The sequence below is a fragment of the Rubrivirga aquatilis genome (assembly GCF_046845665.1).
Classification (GTDB): Bacteria; Bacteroidota; Rhodothermia; order Rhodothermales; family Rubricoccaceae; genus Rubrivirga.
In genome coordinates, this window is sequence record NZ_CP177355.1 from 3471476 (window position 1) to 3487114 (window position 15639).

Annotated in this window: 11 protein-coding genes; 4 read left to right on the plus strand and 7 right to left on the minus strand. The window is 72.9% G+C overall.

Features of this window, described 5'->3' with window-relative positions; translation table 11 throughout:
- Nucleotides 1–112: 112 nt before the first annotated feature.
- A complete protein-coding gene (locus tag ACLII4_RS15355; protein WP_412068278.1) occupies nucleotides 113–1357 on the plus strand; it encodes a hypothetical protein in 1245 nt (414 codons plus the stop codon).
- Nucleotides 1358–1434: 77 nt separating this feature from the next.
- Nucleotides 1435–2112, plus strand: coding sequence for a uracil-DNA glycosylase (locus ACLII4_RS15360; RefSeq protein ID WP_412068279.1), 678 nt, complete (start codon nucleotides 1435–1437; stop codon nucleotides 2110–2112).
- Between the two features lie 2 nt (nucleotides 2113–2114).
- Here the strand turns inward: ACLII4_RS15360 and ACLII4_RS15365 are convergent, their stop codons facing one another.
- Both ACLII4_RS15365 and ACLII4_RS15370 read right to left on the minus strand, forming a co-directional pair.
- A complete protein-coding gene (locus ACLII4_RS15365; RefSeq protein WP_412068280.1) occupies nucleotides 2115–2537 on the minus strand; it encodes a type I restriction enzyme HsdR N-terminal domain-containing protein in 423 nt (140 codons plus the stop codon).
- A complete protein-coding gene (locus ACLII4_RS15370; protein ID WP_412068281.1) occupies nucleotides 2534–2974 on the minus strand; it encodes a hypothetical protein in 441 nt (146 codons plus the stop codon). The genes ACLII4_RS15365 and ACLII4_RS15370 overlap by 4 nt, the downstream gene beginning before the upstream one ends.
- A 187-nt stretch (nucleotides 2975–3161) precedes the next feature.
- Between ACLII4_RS15370 and ACLII4_RS15375 the strand changes: the two genes are divergently transcribed.
- Nucleotides 3162–4322, plus strand: a complete 1161-nt coding sequence (locus ACLII4_RS15375) for a S66 peptidase family protein (protein WP_412068282.1) — start codon at nucleotides 3162–3164, stop codon at nucleotides 4320–4322.
- A 49-nt stretch (nucleotides 4323–4371) separates the two neighbouring features.
- On the opposite strand, the gene ACLII4_RS15380 is transcribed toward ACLII4_RS15375, so the two are convergent.
- From ACLII4_RS15380 to ACLII4_RS15400, 5 genes are all read right to left on the minus strand, one after another.
- A complete protein-coding gene (locus ACLII4_RS15380; protein WP_412068283.1) occupies nucleotides 4372–6048 on the minus strand; it encodes a hypothetical protein in 1677 nt (558 codons plus the stop codon).
- Between the two features lie 254 nt (nucleotides 6049–6302).
- The gene (locus ACLII4_RS15385; protein ID WP_412068284.1) at nucleotides 6303–10289 is read right to left on the minus strand and encodes an ATP-binding protein; all 3987 of its coding nucleotides are present in this window, start codon (nucleotides 10287–10289) and stop codon (nucleotides 6303–6305) included.
- Nucleotides 10290–10395: 106 nt separating this feature from the next.
- Nucleotides 10396–10827 (minus strand): DUF4783 domain-containing protein, encoded by a 432-nt coding sequence (locus tag ACLII4_RS15390; protein ID WP_412068285.1) that lies wholly within the window; start codon nucleotides 10825–10827, stop codon nucleotides 10396–10398.
- Nucleotides 10828–10966: 139 nt separating this feature from the next.
- A complete protein-coding gene (locus tag ACLII4_RS15395) occupies nucleotides 10967–13444 on the minus strand; it encodes an endonuclease MutS2 (RefSeq protein WP_412068286.1) in 2478 nt (825 codons plus the stop codon).
- Nucleotides 13445–13514: 70 nt separating this feature from the next.
- Complete coding sequence (locus tag ACLII4_RS15400; protein ID WP_412068287.1) at nucleotides 13515–14516, minus strand: sugar phosphate nucleotidyltransferase; 1002 nt, start codon at nucleotides 14514–14516, stop codon at nucleotides 13515–13517.
- A gap of 410 nt (nucleotides 14517–14926) precedes the next feature.
- Between ACLII4_RS15400 and ACLII4_RS15405 the strand changes: the two genes are divergently transcribed.
- Nucleotides 14927–15613 (plus strand): OmpA family protein, encoded by a 687-nt coding sequence (locus tag ACLII4_RS15405; RefSeq protein ID WP_412068288.1) that lies wholly within the window; start codon nucleotides 14927–14929, stop codon nucleotides 15611–15613.
- Nucleotides 15614–15639 lie beyond the last annotated feature (26 nt).

Below are 15639 nucleotides of genomic sequence, written 5' to 3' on the forward strand. Positions count from 1 at the left end.
TGCCGATTGGCACGCATCGCTGCAGAGGAGTTGCCACCGTTCGATCACTCGGAGAGCGACCCTGCCCGCCGCAGTGTGTCTAAACTCCAACGCTCCCCCACTCGATCGCCCGATGCGCCTCGTTCCGCTCGCCCTGCTGGCCCTGCTCCTCTCGTCTACCGCCGTCGCCCAGGACCGGCTCACCACGTTCGTCGACTGCCCCGGCTACGTCCCCGGCTGCGACACCGACTTTTTCCAGACCGAGATTGGCTTCGCCCGCTTCGTCCGCGACCCTGCCGACGCGGCCGTGTACGTGCTCGTGGTGCGCGAAAACACCGGCGGCGGCGGCGACCGGTACACCCTGCTGTTCGAGGGCCGCTCGCCCCGGCTGGCGGGCCGCCGCGACACGCTCGTCGCCACCTCGCCCCCCGCCGCCTCCGACGACGACCAGCGTCGGACGCTGCTGAGCCGGCTCGCGGTCGGGCTCGCCGGCTACGCCTCGCGGACCGGGCTGGCGGACCGCCTGACGGTCGCGTATGCCGCCCCGGCGGTCGAGGAGGCCGAGGCCGAGGAGGTCGTCGACCCTTGGAACAGCTGGGTCTTCCGCGTCAACGGCAACGGGTTCTCGAACGGCCAGTCGCAGTCGCTTTTCTACAACGTCAACGGCTCGTTCCAGGCCCGGCGCGTGACGGAGGCGCTCAAGGTGTCGATCCGTCCGCGCATCAGCTACAACCGCAGCGAGTTCGAGCTCAGCGACGGCAGCACGTTTGTGAGCGACAACGCCAACTACGGGCTCAACTCGTCGGCCGTCGCCGCCATCACCGACCACTGGTCGGCCGGCGGCAAGGCCGACCTGTCGCGCTCCACGTTCTCGAACTACGACGTGCGCTTTCAGGGGGGCCCGGCCGTCGAGTACAACGTGTACCCGTACGCCGAGTCGACCCAGCGCCAACTCCGGTTCCTGTACGCCGCCGGGGTCGAGGCCGTGGCGTATCAGGACACGACCATCTTCCTCGAGACCTCGTCAGTGTTGCCGATCCACTCGCTCGTCGCAGCCGCCGAGTTCGCGCAGTCGTGGGGCTCCGTCGACATCTTCAGCGAGGCCTCGCAGTACCTCTCACGGCCGGACAAGTACAACCTGTCCATCGGTGGTGGCGTCGACCTCCGGCTGTTCCGCGGCCTCAACCTCCGGCTCAATGGCAACTACTCCTTCGTCCGCGACCAGATCAACCTCCCGGCACAGCGCGCCGACGACGGCGAGATCCTGACCGGCGACCAGGAGCTGCCGACCGGCTTCAACTTTTTCGCCTCGGCGGGCATCTCGTACTCCTTCGGGTCGATCTACAACCAGGTGGTGAACGCGCGATTCGGGAATTGAGAGCAAGGGGCAAGGGAATTCAGCCTCGCCGCACGCGCGCTGCCCGAGGTTGTCGGCCCCGCCTCTCCCCTCCCCGCATGTCCGACTGGCGCCAGCCGCTCACCGATCTCTTCCGTGCTCAGCTCTACGACGAGCCCGCGGGCGACCGGCTGTTCAACCCGTACCTCGACACCGACGCGCACGATGCGCCGGGCGCAACCGCGAGGCGACGGGCGAATCTGGAGGCGGCGGTCGAGGCCGTCGCCTGCGCCGCGCCAGGTGGGCGGCCCGACGTGCTCGTCGTCGCCGAGGCACCCGGCCCGTGGGGCTGCCGGTTCTCGGGGATCCCGTTCACGAACGAGCGCCAGTTGCTCGACCCCGACTTCCCGGTCGAAGGGCGGCCGTCGTCGGCACGGTTCGCGCAGTCCGGCGAGCCGGTGCGCGAGATGAGCGGTGGGATCTACTGGGACGCGATGCTCCCTCACTGGGGCCGGTTCTGGACATGGAACGCGGTCCCCTTCCACCCACACCGCGCGGACGAGCCGCTGACGATCCGCACGCCGGGCGTCCGCGAAGTGCGCCGCTGGCACGGGCTGCTGGCGGACGTGATCGGGGTGCTGGCGCCGGAGGCCGTGCTGGCGGTCGGGCGCAAGGCCGAGGGCGCGCTGGCGGCCGTCGGCGCCGAGCCGGTCTACGTACGGCACCCGTCGCAGGGCGGGGCGACGCTGTTCCGGGACGGCGTGGCCGAGTTCTGGCGCGAGCGGGGCGAGCGCTGACCCTACGCGTCCACCCCGAACCTCGGGATCGCGTCGACGAACCGCCAGCCCGTGTCGCCCCGGACGCAGCAGTACCGCGCCGCGCCGTTGTCGACCACGAGCGTCGGCGCGTCGAGCACGGCGTTGTAGCGGGCGAGCTGGTCGAAGGTCGACTGGTCGATGGGCACGCCGGGCGCCTTGCACTCCGCCAGCAGGGCCGGGCGCTGGTCGCGGCCGTACGCCACCACATCGGCGCGCCACGACGAGCCCGCGTACACGAGCCCCTTTTCGACAGCGAGCAAACCGACGGGGTAGCCCAGCGCCAGCAGATCGGTGAGCAGGTGCTGGCGGACGCCCTCCTCGGGTGTGAGCGCCACCCAGCGGCGGCGCACCGGGTCGTGGACGAGCGTCCGGCCACCCTCGGTCCGGGTGCGGAGCGCGCTCACGGCGCGTGGCGTCGGACGAGCGCGCGGTACGCCCCGACCCAGTGGTCGGCGTCCCGCGTCATCTTGGCGATCGTCACGTCCGCGAACCGGGGGATGAGCGCCAGCAACTCCTGGACGACGGGCTCCCAGTCGTCGGCGACGGCCAGCGCCTCGATCCGCTCGGCCGCCTGCGGGGCCCAGCGGTAGTCGGCGCGCAGCTTCTCGGACTTGCGCCAGTAGTTGCGGTCGTCCCACGACTGGGCGGCGGCCTCGATGGTCTCGCCGATGCCGCGCAGGTGGAAGGCGAGGTAGGCGACGAGGTCGCGCGCCTCGGCGTCGAAGGTGGCGGTCGCCAGGCTGGGCCGTTCGGCGAGCCGGCGGATGGACTCTGCGGCGGCGCGGGTGTGGGCGCGGCGGCGCTTGGCGGGCGTATCGCCGGCGTGGATGATGCGAGACACGGGCGTCGGGGGGAGACCACGGCAAGGTAGCGGGCAGGGGGAGCGCCCGGAGCTGGGTGCTGGCACCAGCGCCCGGCCACACCGTTCGCGCCCAGCTCTCCCGTTCGCCGCGGTCTCGAGGCGCCAGCGGCGACAGCCGCCCTCTCCCCTGCCGTACGTTTCGCCACTCCCCACGCGCGTCCCCCCGATGCCCCGCTCTCGCTCTCGCCGCGACGTCCTGCGCGCGCTCGGCCTGGTCGCCGTCGGCGCGCCGCTGGCCGGGTGCGGCACCGGGCTCGGGCCGTGGAGCGTCGGGATCGGTGCTCGGCCCACGCCGCCGGTGCCCGGGTCGCCCGCCCCGCCCGTCGCCGCGTTGCCCACCGAGGCCCCCGAGGTGATGGCCGCGCCCCGCGCGGGCCGGATCCAGCGGATCGCCGACGAGCGGCCGGTCATCGTGCCGCCCCGGCTGCCCGAGGGCGGGGTCGTCGGGCTCGTCGCGCCTGCGGGCGTGCTCCGGGGGCCCGACCAGCTCGACGAATCGGTCGCCGCGCTCGAAGGGTTGGGCTTCCGCGTCCGCGTGGGCAACGCCGTGCTGAGCCGGAACGGCTTCCTGGCCGGCACCGACGCCGCTCGTGCCCGCGACTTCATGGCGATGGTGACCAACCCCGAGGTCGACGCCGTCGTCGGGATCCGCGGTGGGTGGGGCTGTGCGCGCATCCTGCCGCTCCTCGACTACGACGCCATCGCGGCCCACCCCAAGCCCATCGTCGGCTACTCCGACATCACGGCGCTGCTGGTCGCCATCTACGCCCGGACCGGGCTGGTCACGTTCCACGGCCCCGTCGGCGTCTCGACGTGGCAGGGGCTCACGTCCGAGAGCTTCGTCCGCACGCTCGTCGAGGGCGAGCCGCCCAGCATCGGGCCCGAGACGCGGAGCAACCGGGACCGGACGCAGGCGGTCCGGCCGGGCGTTGCAGAGGGCCCCGTCGTCGGCGGCAACCTGACCGTGCTCTCGGCACTCGCGGGGACGGGCTTCCTGCCCGACTTCGACGACCACATCGTCTTTTTCGAGGAGGTCGGCGAGGACGCCTACCGGATCGACCGGATGCTGGTGCAGCTCCAGCTGGCAGGAGCGCTCCGGGACCCGGCGGGCATCGCGTTCGGGCAGTGCTCGTCGTGCGGCTCCGGCGGGAGCGCGTGGACGGCAGAGGAGACCATCCGGCGCCACCTCGCCCAGTACGAGTGCCCGTCGGTCCTCGGCGCACCCATCGGTCACGTCTCGCCGGTGTACACGCTGCCCATCGGCCTGCACGCGCGCCTCGACGCCGAGGCGGGGACGCTGGAGTATTTGCGCGAGCCGGTCGCGTAAGGTTGTCGGTGTCGGTGATCAGAATGCGGCGGTCGACCGACGACCTAGCCTACCGCCCGCAGGTCGCCCCGGGGGCACAGATGAACCGCCCGCCTGGCGCAACGTCGAGCCCGCCCGCGAACGTCACCGCCGCGCCCTCCCACACCCTGAGCGTGGCCCCGCTGGCGACCCGGACCGGCTGGCGGAACGTGGTCCCGGAGGTCTCGGCCCCCATCCACGAGTCGACCGTGATCTCGACGACCGGCTGGCGGCGCACGTCGGCGACGACGTCGAACGACATGGCCCCGTCGGCGTGGTCGCGGATCTGCGTGATGCCGAACCAGTTGGGCGCTGTGCCTTGCGGGTAGAGCGTGTAGCCGCTGACGTTGGGGCGCGTCCACGGCGTGATCTGACTGGCGCCCGGGCCCCACATGTCGCCGGCCCAAGCGTCGTACGGCGACGTGCAGCCCGGCGAGGTCCCGTCGCACCGGCTGCCGGACCGCGCGAGCGCGTTGGACGGGGGCATCCAGTCGTAGAGATACTGGCCCCACGGGCCCGTCGGCGCGCCCCAGGTGAGCGTCGCCAGCAGGCCTTCGGTGGGCAGGTCGCGGTAGACCAAGCCGTAGTACGGGTCGCTGAGGTCGAGCGGCGCGCGGGCGTCGAACGGGTTGTCGCGGCGGCGGACTTCCAGGCTGAGGGTGTCGGCCCCGGAGCCCTCCGCGAGCCCAACGAGCGCGACATCGCCGGTTCCATAGAGCGAGCGGAGCCGGACGCCAGACGTGTCGCGCCCAGCGTCGAGGACGATGCGATTCGCCCAGCCCTGTCGCCGCAGCTCGTAGCCGCCCAACGTTGTCGTGCCGTCGTACGTCGACGACTCGTAGGGCACGCCGTTGCTGGCGCCGCCGCCACACATCCGGTTGTACTGGCACGCGAACGCGCCCGGCCCCTCAGGCACGACCGCCGGCACGTCGTTGCTGACCGCCGACCGGAACGCGGGCGGCGTGATCATCGGGGTATGGCCGATGTCGAACAGGATGTGCCCGTATTCGTGCGCCAGCGTGCCGAGCGAGTACTCCCCACCGACCCAGCTGATGGCGCCCGACCCGCGCGTCCCCAGGTCGACGGTGATCGTGGTCTCGCCGCGTTGGAACGCGAGCGCCGCCGCCGGACGCCCGTATGTCCGCGCCGCCCGGCTGTCGACGCCCGACAGATTCGCGACCCCGCCCATCCCACGGACGCCGGGGTCGCGGCGAACGATCAGCATCAAGTGATCCAGCTCTCCATCGCGGTTGGCGTCGAACCGCGTGATGTCGAACGCGGGATCGGCGACGAGCGCCTCGAACAGCTCGGCGACGAGCCAGCCGTAGCCGCTGGCGGTCCCGCCCCGGTAGCCGGTTGAGGGTTTGGAGGGGACGAACGTGATTGGGCGACCGTCGGCGCGCGGCCAGACCTCGCCGCTCAGCACGTGTGGCCCGGCCGGACCTCCCCGCGACTGCCACCAGAAGTAGGCCGACAGCGACCCGTCGCTGCGGGGCCGTCGCCCGACGGCGACGGCGTCCTCCACCAACAGCGTCTCTCCCCACTCCGGCACGCGCTCGGCAGCGCCGTCTGGGCGGATCGGCCACTCGGCCGCGTCGCCGGTGTCGTCGGGGAAGCGGACGAAGACGGCGAGCGCGTGGACGGAGTCCTCGAAGGCGATGGTGCCCGTCGTCGGGCCGGGCTCGGCGGCCGTCGTGGGGACGGCCAAGTAGGCGGGCTCGGCGGGAACGGGCGGCGCGGCGCACCCGGCGACCGCCAGCAGGGCCGCGAGCAGGGTGAGGCTGGCGCACGGGTGGGCTCGCGGTCGGGCGGCACCCTCACCCTGTCCCTCTCCCGAAGGGAGAGGGGACGTCGTAGGGAGGGCCTGCGTTGGCGTCGTCCCCACACCCTGTCTCTCTCCACGAGGGGACGTCGTAGGGAGCGCTTGCGATTGAGTCGTCGGGGACCCTGGTTGCGAGGCTCTCACTCCTCGTTCCTCACGCCTCGTTCATCGCGCGGAATCTCGCCGCCGGGCGCCAGTGGGAGGCGGACGGTGAACGTCGTTCCACCCGTGCTCGTCTCAAAGGTGATCGCGCCGGCCGAGGCCTCAACGGCCCGCTTCGAGATCGCCAGGCCCAGCCCCATCCCGCTCGTCTTGGTGGAAAAACTGGGCTCGAAGACGTGGTCGCGCACGTCGTCGGCGATGCCGGTGCCATCGTCGGTGACGCGGGCCACGGCGGTGCCGTCTTCCTCGGCGGTCGCGAGCGCGATCCGGCCCGGCGCGGGGCGGTCGGGGATGGCCTGGAGGGCGTTCGTGAGGAGGTTGACGAGGACACGGCGCAGCTCGTCGCGGTCGGCCAGAATGGGGAGCGGCGCGGCCGAGAGCTCGACGGCGAGCGTGGCGCGCGGGGTCTCGGCGAGCGGCCCCTCGAACAGGGCGGCGGCCTCCTCGGCCACCTCCGACAGGTCGAACGACTCGGGCGCGCGGTTGGGCATCCGGGCAAAGCGGGAGAAGTCCGACGCGATGCGGTCGAGCGTCTCGATCTGGTCGATGAGCATCCCCGTCGTGCGCTCGAACTGGCCGGCGAAGCGCAGCTCCTCCGGAGGCGCCTCGTCGTCGGGCGCCGAGAACGTCCGCTGGAGGTGCTGCACCGAGAGCTTCATCGGCATCAACGGGTTCTTGATCTCGTGGGCGACCTGCCGTGCCATCGTGCTCCAGGCCATCTCGCGCTCCTGCTCCGCCAATCGCCGCCGGCTCTCCGCTAGGGCCGCTTGCATCGCGTTGAACGTCTCGACCAGCTCGCCGACCTCGTCGCTCGTCTCGACCGGAATCGGGTCGTCGGCCTCGCCAGCACCGACGGCGCGGAGGCCCTCGCGCAACCGCCCGAACGGCCGCGTGAGCTGGCCCGCCAGCAGCACCGCCACGACCAAGATCGCGGCCATCAGCGCCAGGAGCCCTCCGAAGAGGTAGGCCACGTAGCGAGAGCGCCCGGCCTCGATGCCCGCCTGCTCGGACAGCGTCGGGATGGCGAGCGCAGCGGCCGGGCGGCCGGTCGAGTCGGGGATGGCGAGGTAGCCCGTCGTGTAGGCGAACGTGCCGATGTGGTCCTCGGAGAAGGCGAACGGCTGGTCGTCGAGGTAGAGCGACCCGTACACCTCGCCCGGCAGGCGCGGCTCGATCAGCCGCTGTCGGACGAGCTGGCGCCGGCTCGTGGCCTCGAGCAGCGCGCCCTGATAGAGGTGCACGTCAACCCCGAGCGCGGCGGCGACGGCGTCCAGGCGCGGGCCGGGGGCGTCGGGCTCGGCCGCGAAGACGGCCGCGGCGCGGGAGAGCCGCTGGCGGAGCTGGTCGCGGACCGCCTCGCGGTTCTGCTCCACGATCACCGACTGACCCACGACGCCCGTCAGCGCGACGCTCGCGAGCCCGACGATCAGGAAGCGGTTGAGCACCTTGTCGCGGAAGCGCGTCCGGGCGACGGGCCACAGCCCCGCGCGTCGCCGGACGTACAGCCCGACCGCGACCACGACGGCGCCCAACAGCAACCCGGCCAGGCTCAGGCGGAGCAGCACGAACAGCGCGTCGAGCCGGTCCCCGGCGGGGGCGCGGACGGAGACCACGTCTTGAGCATCGTCCCCCAAGCGCTCGTAGTACGCGAGCGTCGGGCGGCCGTCGAGCATCTCGGGACGGCGGTACGACCGGGCCCGGTCTTCGAGCGCGGCGTAGACCGTCGAGTCGAGGCGGAGCGGGGCCGGGCCGCGCTGGCGGACCAGCACGCCGTCGTCGTACTCGGCGTAGCCGAGCGCCTCGTCGTCCAGGCCGAACAAACCCGTCGGGGCGAGCACGCGGGGGAACGGCGTCTCCGTCGGGAAGCGCGAGGTGCGGGGGGTGACGCGGAGGTAGAGCCAGGCGACGGTCTCCGCGCCGTCGAGGAGGGGCCCGACGGCGGCGGTCCGGCGCAAGCCACGGCGCTCGGCGAACGGGGCGCGCACACGCAACGCACGCGGCCGGCCGTCGCGCGCGGCGTACGCAGCCCGGACGGCCGAGTAGCCCAGCACGTCGTCGGTCGTCTGAGCGCCGCGCTCGACGTAGCTCCCGAGCGTGTCGCCGCTCGGCGCGACGACGCGGAGCTCCGTCGCGACGTCCGCGAGGGAGCCGAGCAGCGAACTCGACACCAGCCCGGCCGCCAGCGCGTCGACGGCGCGCCGCGACGAGTCGGCGGCGGCAGGGCTCGACTGCCGGGTCGAGTCGACGGCGGCGAGCGCGTCGAGCAGGACCGGCCCGAGCGCGTCGTCGGCGCGCGCCTCGTCGAACACCTGGTCGATGGCAGCCGTCACGCGGTCGTCGCGGTTGTCGGAGAAGGCAAAGGCGGCGTCCGCGAGCAGCAGGGCGGTCCGCTCGTGCAGGGGTGCCTGCATCGTCGCGAAGAGGACGAGGGCGAGGACGCCCGAAGCGAGCAGCGTCCCCCGGAAGGTGAGCGGGAGGGCCCATCGCGAGGGGCGGTCCGACAGGGCAACCGCCAGCAGCGCGCCGAGTCCAGCCAGCGCGAGCGCCGGGAGCATCGGGCTCAAGCCGAGCGCTCCCGCCCCCACGGCTCCCGCGACCGCCGCAACGCCGGCCCAGGCCCCGCGGCGGTGGATGACCAAGACGGCCGCGCCGACCGTCAGCAGGGCGGCGGCCAGGACGGCCAGCAGCCCGGCGAGGACGGCCGCCATGGGGCCACTCAGCAGCGGACCGGCCTGGTCCGCGTACGGGATGGTCGCGTCGAGCACGGCGTGGTGAATCCACCGCCCCGCGAGCGACACGGACCCGAAGGCGACCCCGGCGACGCCCGTCAGCCCGACGGCATGGCCTACGGGCGATCGGGAGGGGTGCGGGGCCCGGAGGGCAACGGCAAAGGCGGTCGCAGCTGCCACCAGCAGGATCACGGCCGAGACGGCGAGGTCGCCCGGTGAGCGAAGGGCGCCGAACCCGAAGTCGGAGGCGAGCAGCGCAGGGTCGAACAGCGCGGCGGGCCGACGGCCCTCGTCGAGCCAGCGGACAGGCACGTCGAGCGCGAGCAGGCCCCACCGCGTAGCGGCGAGCCCGGCGACGAACGTGAGGAACGCGCCGATGGCAGGTCGCCACCGGCCAGTCAGCCGCGCCGCGCGGACAGCGCGGGCCAGCAGTGCGCCCAGCCCGGCCAACGACCACGCCAGCAGGAGCAGCCCCCAGACGGCCGCGAGCGACCGGGCGGCCTCCTGGCGCTCCGCCGCGAGCGCAGGCACGCTGGGCACGCCCACGTCGACGCGCGCGAGGTCCGTTCCGTCGGGCCCGGCCAGAGTCGTGCCTGGGCCGATGGCCGGGAAGCGAATCGTGAACGGGACCGGGGTCGGCCGCCACGCGTCGGCCACGTCATAATCCTGGAGGTAGCGGTTCCGCACGGGCACCGCCGCCTGCACGACTTGCGCCACCCGAACGGCACCGAGCACGCGCCCCTCGGCCAGAACGGGGACCCACACGGCGAGCGCGCTCCGGTTGGCGTCGTCTCGGATCGTCTGCGTCCGCAGCGTGTCCGGGGGCGGATCGACCACGCGCGGCACGTCGGGCCCGTCCCAGGCCACGATCGCCCCGCCCGGCGTCAGGACCTCGATCGACTGACGCTCGCCCTGCCCCCTTCCCCCCAGGGCCGCCAGCGCCCGTGCGTCGACGGTCGTGTCGGCGGCGAGGGCGGCGCGGATTTCGGGCAGCAACGCGACCGACTCGCCGTGGCGGCGCATCCGGGCCACGAGCGCCGCGAGTTCACCTCGGACGTGTGTCGCCGTCGCCTCCCGCGCCCGTTCGACATCGCGGGGGCCCACCGACGCCGCACGCCACGCGCCCACACCGAGGGTTGCCAGCCACAGCACAGACAGGCCCGCGGCCACGGTCCAGAACGCCCGGGCCCGTCGGGGCGCCGAGCGGAAGCGGGTCAGCGGGGACGGGCGGGACACGCGAGAAGCTAGCCCGGTCGGGCGTGCGAGACGGCCAGAGACTCAGTTCGCCGGTGCTCGGTCGACCGCTACGGACGGCTGGCGCAGAGCAGGCGACCCCGCCGCTCTATCGGCCGCTGGTGCGAACGACCGGGCGCTGATCGATCCGGATGGAGGCCAGCGCCAGCCCGTCGCCGTCGATCCGGTGCACCACGCGCACGTTGAGCGCGTCGCCGCCCGCACGGGGCCAGTAGCGACCGGTCGCGGACTGGCCGTCGTCGCCGGAGGAAGGCTCGGAAAAGGCGACGCGGGCGGGCGGGTACCGGCGGAAAAAGTCGCGGAGCACGTGCGTGGCCTGGACCCGGCGGAACATCCCGCCCTGGCCGAACAGCACGATCTCGACGCGATCGGGCGCGTCCACTAGCACGGCGTCTGGGTCCGCAGCTTCCAAGCCGTCGGCCACGCGGGTGAGGGCGTCGTCCTGCACGGGGGTGCTCCCGGCGAGGATCAGGACGAGCAAGAGCGCGGCGGAGCGAACGGCCGGCGGAGCGAAGCGCATGGGGAGACTGGAGACCGGACGCGGACTCTCAAAAGGTAGGCCGTCGCGCGCCGTCGCGGCAACGGACGGACAGGGGCCGTTCGCGCCCGGAGCTCCGACGCGGCGAGCGGACACGCTGCCCTCTGGAGTGGTCACCACCTCACGCCAGGTCGACGATAGTCACGCCGTCGCCGCCGCGATCGTAGGGCGCCGCGGCAAAGCCGGCCAGGTCGTCCCGCTGCCCGAGCTGCCGGTGGATGGCCGCGCGGAGCGCGCCGGTCCCCTTCCCGTGCAGGATCTCGACCGACGGGATGCCACCGACGAGCGCGTCGTCGACGAACCGCTCCACCATCCCGAGCGCGTCCTCGACCCGCTGCCCCCGGAGGTCGATCCGCACGGAGGCCGTCGACACGGCCACCGAGCGGGACTCGCCACGCCGTGCCTTGCCGGGCGTCCGGGCGAACGTCTTGCCCGCGTTCGTAGGCCCGCCCACCTTCGTGAGTCGTTTGGCATCGACCCGGCTTTGCAACGCGCCGAGTGCGAGCAGGGCCTCCCCCGACTCCAGCGCCAGCACCTCGCCGACCGGCCCGTCGGCGTCGAGCCGGACGTGGTCGCCGACGGCGATGGGCCCGGCGTCGGCCGTATCGCCCTGCTGGCGGCGGGCGCGGCCCGACACCTTGCGCTCCACCTTGGCCTTCCGCTTGCGGACGACGGCGCGGGCCTCGTCCAGCTTCTCGCGCGCCTCGACGGTCGCCTCGCGCTCGGCCTTGGCCTCTTTGATCTCGCGGACCGTGTTCTCGACGGCGGCGTTTGCGTCGGCCAGGATCCGGTCGGCCTCCGCGAGCGCTTGGGCCCGTCGGTTCTCGGCATCCGCGCGGAGCCGGTCGAGCCGCTGCTCGTAGTCGGCCTGGATGCGGGTCGCCTCCGCGAGCTTGGCCTCGGCTTCGGATTCGCGCCGCGCGGCCTCCGTCGTTCGCGCCTCGAACTCGGCGATCAGGTCTTCGAGTGTGCTCTTGCCCTCGCCGACGAGCGCGCGGGCGTCGCGGACGACGGGGCGGTCGAGCCCGACGCGGTCGGCGATCTCGAAGGCGTACGACGAGCCCGGGATGCCCGCCCGGAAGCGGTACGTCGGCGCGAGCTCGGCGCGGTCGAACTCCATCGAGCCGTTCGCGACGCCCTCGGTGTCGTGCGCGAACGCCTTGAGCGCGCCGATGTGGGTCGTCACGACGGTCATCGCGCGGCGCTTGGTGAGGCGCTGGAGCACGGCCTCCGCGAGCGCCCCGCCCTCGGCCGGGTCCGTCCCCGTTCCCGCCTCGTCGATCAGACACAGCGAGCGGTCGTCGGCCACCTCCAGCATCCGCTGGACGTTCGTCAGGTGGCTCGTGAACGTCGACAGGTCGTCCTGGATCGACTGCTGGTCGCCGAGGTCGACGAACAGGCCGGTCACGAGTGGGATGCGTGTGCCGGGGTCGGCGGGGACGGGGAGCCCGTGCGACGCCATCATCGACAGCAGCCCGACGGTCTTCATGGCCACCGACTTACCACCCGCGTTCGGCCCGGTGATGACGAGGGTCCACGCGTCGTCGCCGAGCGTGAGGTTGAGCGGGACGACGTGAGACGGGATGCCCCCGCGCTCGGACTCGGGCAGCCGGGCCGCCTCCGACACGCGGAGTTGGAGCACGGGGTGCCGCGCGTTGACGAGCACGAGCGGCCCGCCCTCCCCCACCTCGGGCGCGAGCGCGTCGAGGTCGGCCGCGAGCCGGCCCACGGCCGCGAGCGCGTCGAGGTGGCCGATGGCGACGAGCGTCCGCTCGATCTCGCGGCGGTGGTGGCGGACGTGGCCGCTCACGAGTTGGAGCACGCGCTGGATCTCGCGGCCGCGCTCCAGCTCCAGCTCGCGGATCTCGTTGTTGAGGTCGAGGACGGACGCCGGCTCGATGTAGACCGTCTGGCCCGTCGACGAAACGTCGTGGACGAACCCCTCGACCTTGCGCTTAGCCTCGGCGCGGACCGGGATGACGGCGCGGCCGCCCCGGATCGTCGGCTGGTCTTCGGTCGCGTAGCCCTTCGACGCCGCATCGCGCAGCGCCGCCAGGACGGTCGACCGCAAACGCCCCTGGCGGCTCGCGAGCTCGCGCGACAGGCGCAGCAGCTCCGGGCTGGCGTCGTCGCGGACGCGGCCGTCGTCGCCGATCGTCCGGCCGATGCGTTGCTCCAGCTCCTTGAGGACCACGATGCGCGCGGCGATCTCCCACAGGCCGGGCGCCGACTCGCGTCGGCGGTGGAGGTGGTCGTGGAGCTGACGCCCCGTTTCGAGCACGCGCGCGACCGCCAGCAGCGCGTCCCCGTCGACCGACGACTCCTTGGGTTGGACGCGCTTCAAGATCGTTTCGAGCCGGTCGATCTCGCGCATCGGCGGGGCCTCGCCCGCACGGACGAGCTCGGCCATTTCGGCACCCCGCGCCAGCCGACCGCGCACGAGCGCAGCGTCGGCAGACGGCGCCAGCGTGCGCAGGCGGTCGCGGCCGTACGGCGTCCGCGCCAGCCCGACGAGCCGGTCACGGACGGTGTCGAAGCCGAGCCGGGCGTCGGCGTCAGGCGGGTGAAGAAGGACGGCGGGGGTCGGGTCGTCGGGCATCGTGAGCTCGAACGCGCGAGCGTCGGCCGGGCTTCCGCGTGGCGGGCGAAGTCAGGCTGAAACCAGCGGCCTAGGCCTCCGGGCCGACGGTCGCGTGGTCGCCGATGTTGAGCGTCCCCGCGAAGCCGCGGACGTCGGCCGAGTGGCCGACCATCGAGCCGTCGAGCGCCGAGCCCTCAATCGTCGCATCGCCGAACACGATCGTGTTGCGGACGGCCGACTCGGTGATCGTCGCGCCCCCGTGGACGGCCGCGAACGGGCCGATGACGGAGTCCTTGACGACCGCGCCCGGCCCGATGAAGACGGGCTCGATGATTCGGCTGTTCTCGACGGTCCCCTCAGTCCGCGACTCCCCGTCGTGGCCGAGCACGATCTTCGAAGTGTCCTTGATGGCCGGGATGGTGCCGCAGTCGAGCCACTCGGTCACCTTCGCCGTCTTGAACGTCGCGCCGTCCTTGAGCATCCGGTCGAGCGCGTCGGTCAGTTGGAACTCGTCGCCCTTTCCCGTCACGTTGTTGTCCATGAGGTACTGGATTTCTGCGCCGAGCCGCTGGCCCTCCTTGACGTAGTAGATCCCGACGATGGCCTCGTTCGAGATCGGCGTGTCCGGCTTCTCGACGAAGTCCGTGATCCGCGCGCCGTCCTTGACGACGACGCCGAACCGCGACGGGTCCTCGACCTCCATCACCCAGACGACGGCGTCGGCGTCCAGGTCGGGCGCGGCGTCCATCGTAAACAAGGTGTCGGCAAAGACAAGCACGCACTCGCCGTCGAGCTTGTCGCCGGCCTGGGCGATGGCGTGGGCCGTGCCGAGGGCGCGGTCCTGAACGCCGAACGAGGCCGCGATCCCAAACCGGCCACAGATCTCGGTGAGCTGCTCGCGGACGTCGTCGCCGAAGTCGGGGCCCAAGATGAAGACGGCCTCCTCGAAGTCGCCGATGGCCGTCGCGAACGTCTCGACGATGCGCTCGACCATCGTGCGGCCGACGACGGGCAGGAGCGGCTTGGGGGTGACGTGCGTGTGGGGGCGGAGCCGCGTGCCGCGGCCGGCCATGGGGACGATGAGCTTCATGTCGAGCGTGCTGGAGAAGGGAGGGGAAGCTACGGGGGGCGGGCGCCAGCGATCCCGCGAGGCGGCCTGGACCGCTGGAGAAGACGAGGCGAGGATGGGATAGGAGGACGACAGTGCGTCGGGCGAGTCCGGCCAGGGCGCCGTCGACGGCGGTGGGGAGCGCCAGCCGCCGCTCTCGGTGTCCTCCCCTGTTCCTCTTTTCGTCCACCCGTGACCTCCTGACCGCTCGCGGCGGCTGGCCTGAGGTGCCCACCCTAGGCGACGGCCCGTCCACCGCCGACCCCGCCCCAGCGCCCCGTCCGTGCCGTTTTCGCCCGTCTGGGGCGCTGGGCACGGAACTTGGCAGTCGGATGGCATCGTATCAGGGTCGGCTCTTCTCCGACCACCTCTCCCCCCACCCCACCACCCCCATGTCCCTGTACTCCCTTCGCTACTCGCTAGCCGCCGGGCTGATGCTCGTGTTCGGCCTCACCGCTCTCCCCGCCTGCTCCAACATGGGCCGGGGCGCGGCCGTCGGCGCCGGCGCCGGCGCCGTCGTCGGCGGCGTCATCGGCCGGGCGACCGGCTCCACCGCTCGCGGCGCCATCATCGGCGCGGCCGTCGGTGGGACCGCTGGTGCCGTCATCGGCCGCCAGATGGACAAGCAGGCCGAGGAGCTCGACCGCGAGCTCGAGAACGCCACCGTCACGCCCGTTCCGGGTCAGGATGGCGAGACGGCCGGCATCGCCGTCCGCTTCGACAACGACCTGCTCTTCGACCTCGGTCAGGCCACCCTGCGCTCCGGTGTCCAGGCCGACCTCCGCGACCTCGCCTCGAGCCTGCGGACGTACTCCGACCACGACGCGGTCATCGTCGGCCACGCCTCCACGGACGGCCCGACGGACTTTAACCAGTCGCTCTCCGAGCGCCGCGCCCGTGCGGTCTCCGACTTCCTGATCGCCAACGGCGTCGCCGCCCGCAGCCTCGACAGCTACGGCCGTGGCGAGATGGAGCCGCTCGCTGGCATCCCCGGTGAGTCGCCGCTCAACCGTCGCGTCGAGATCGCGATCTACCCGAGCGCCCAGTACCGCCAGTCGGTCGAGACGCAGTACAACTAGGCTGCCTCTCAGGTCGGCGCCCCAGC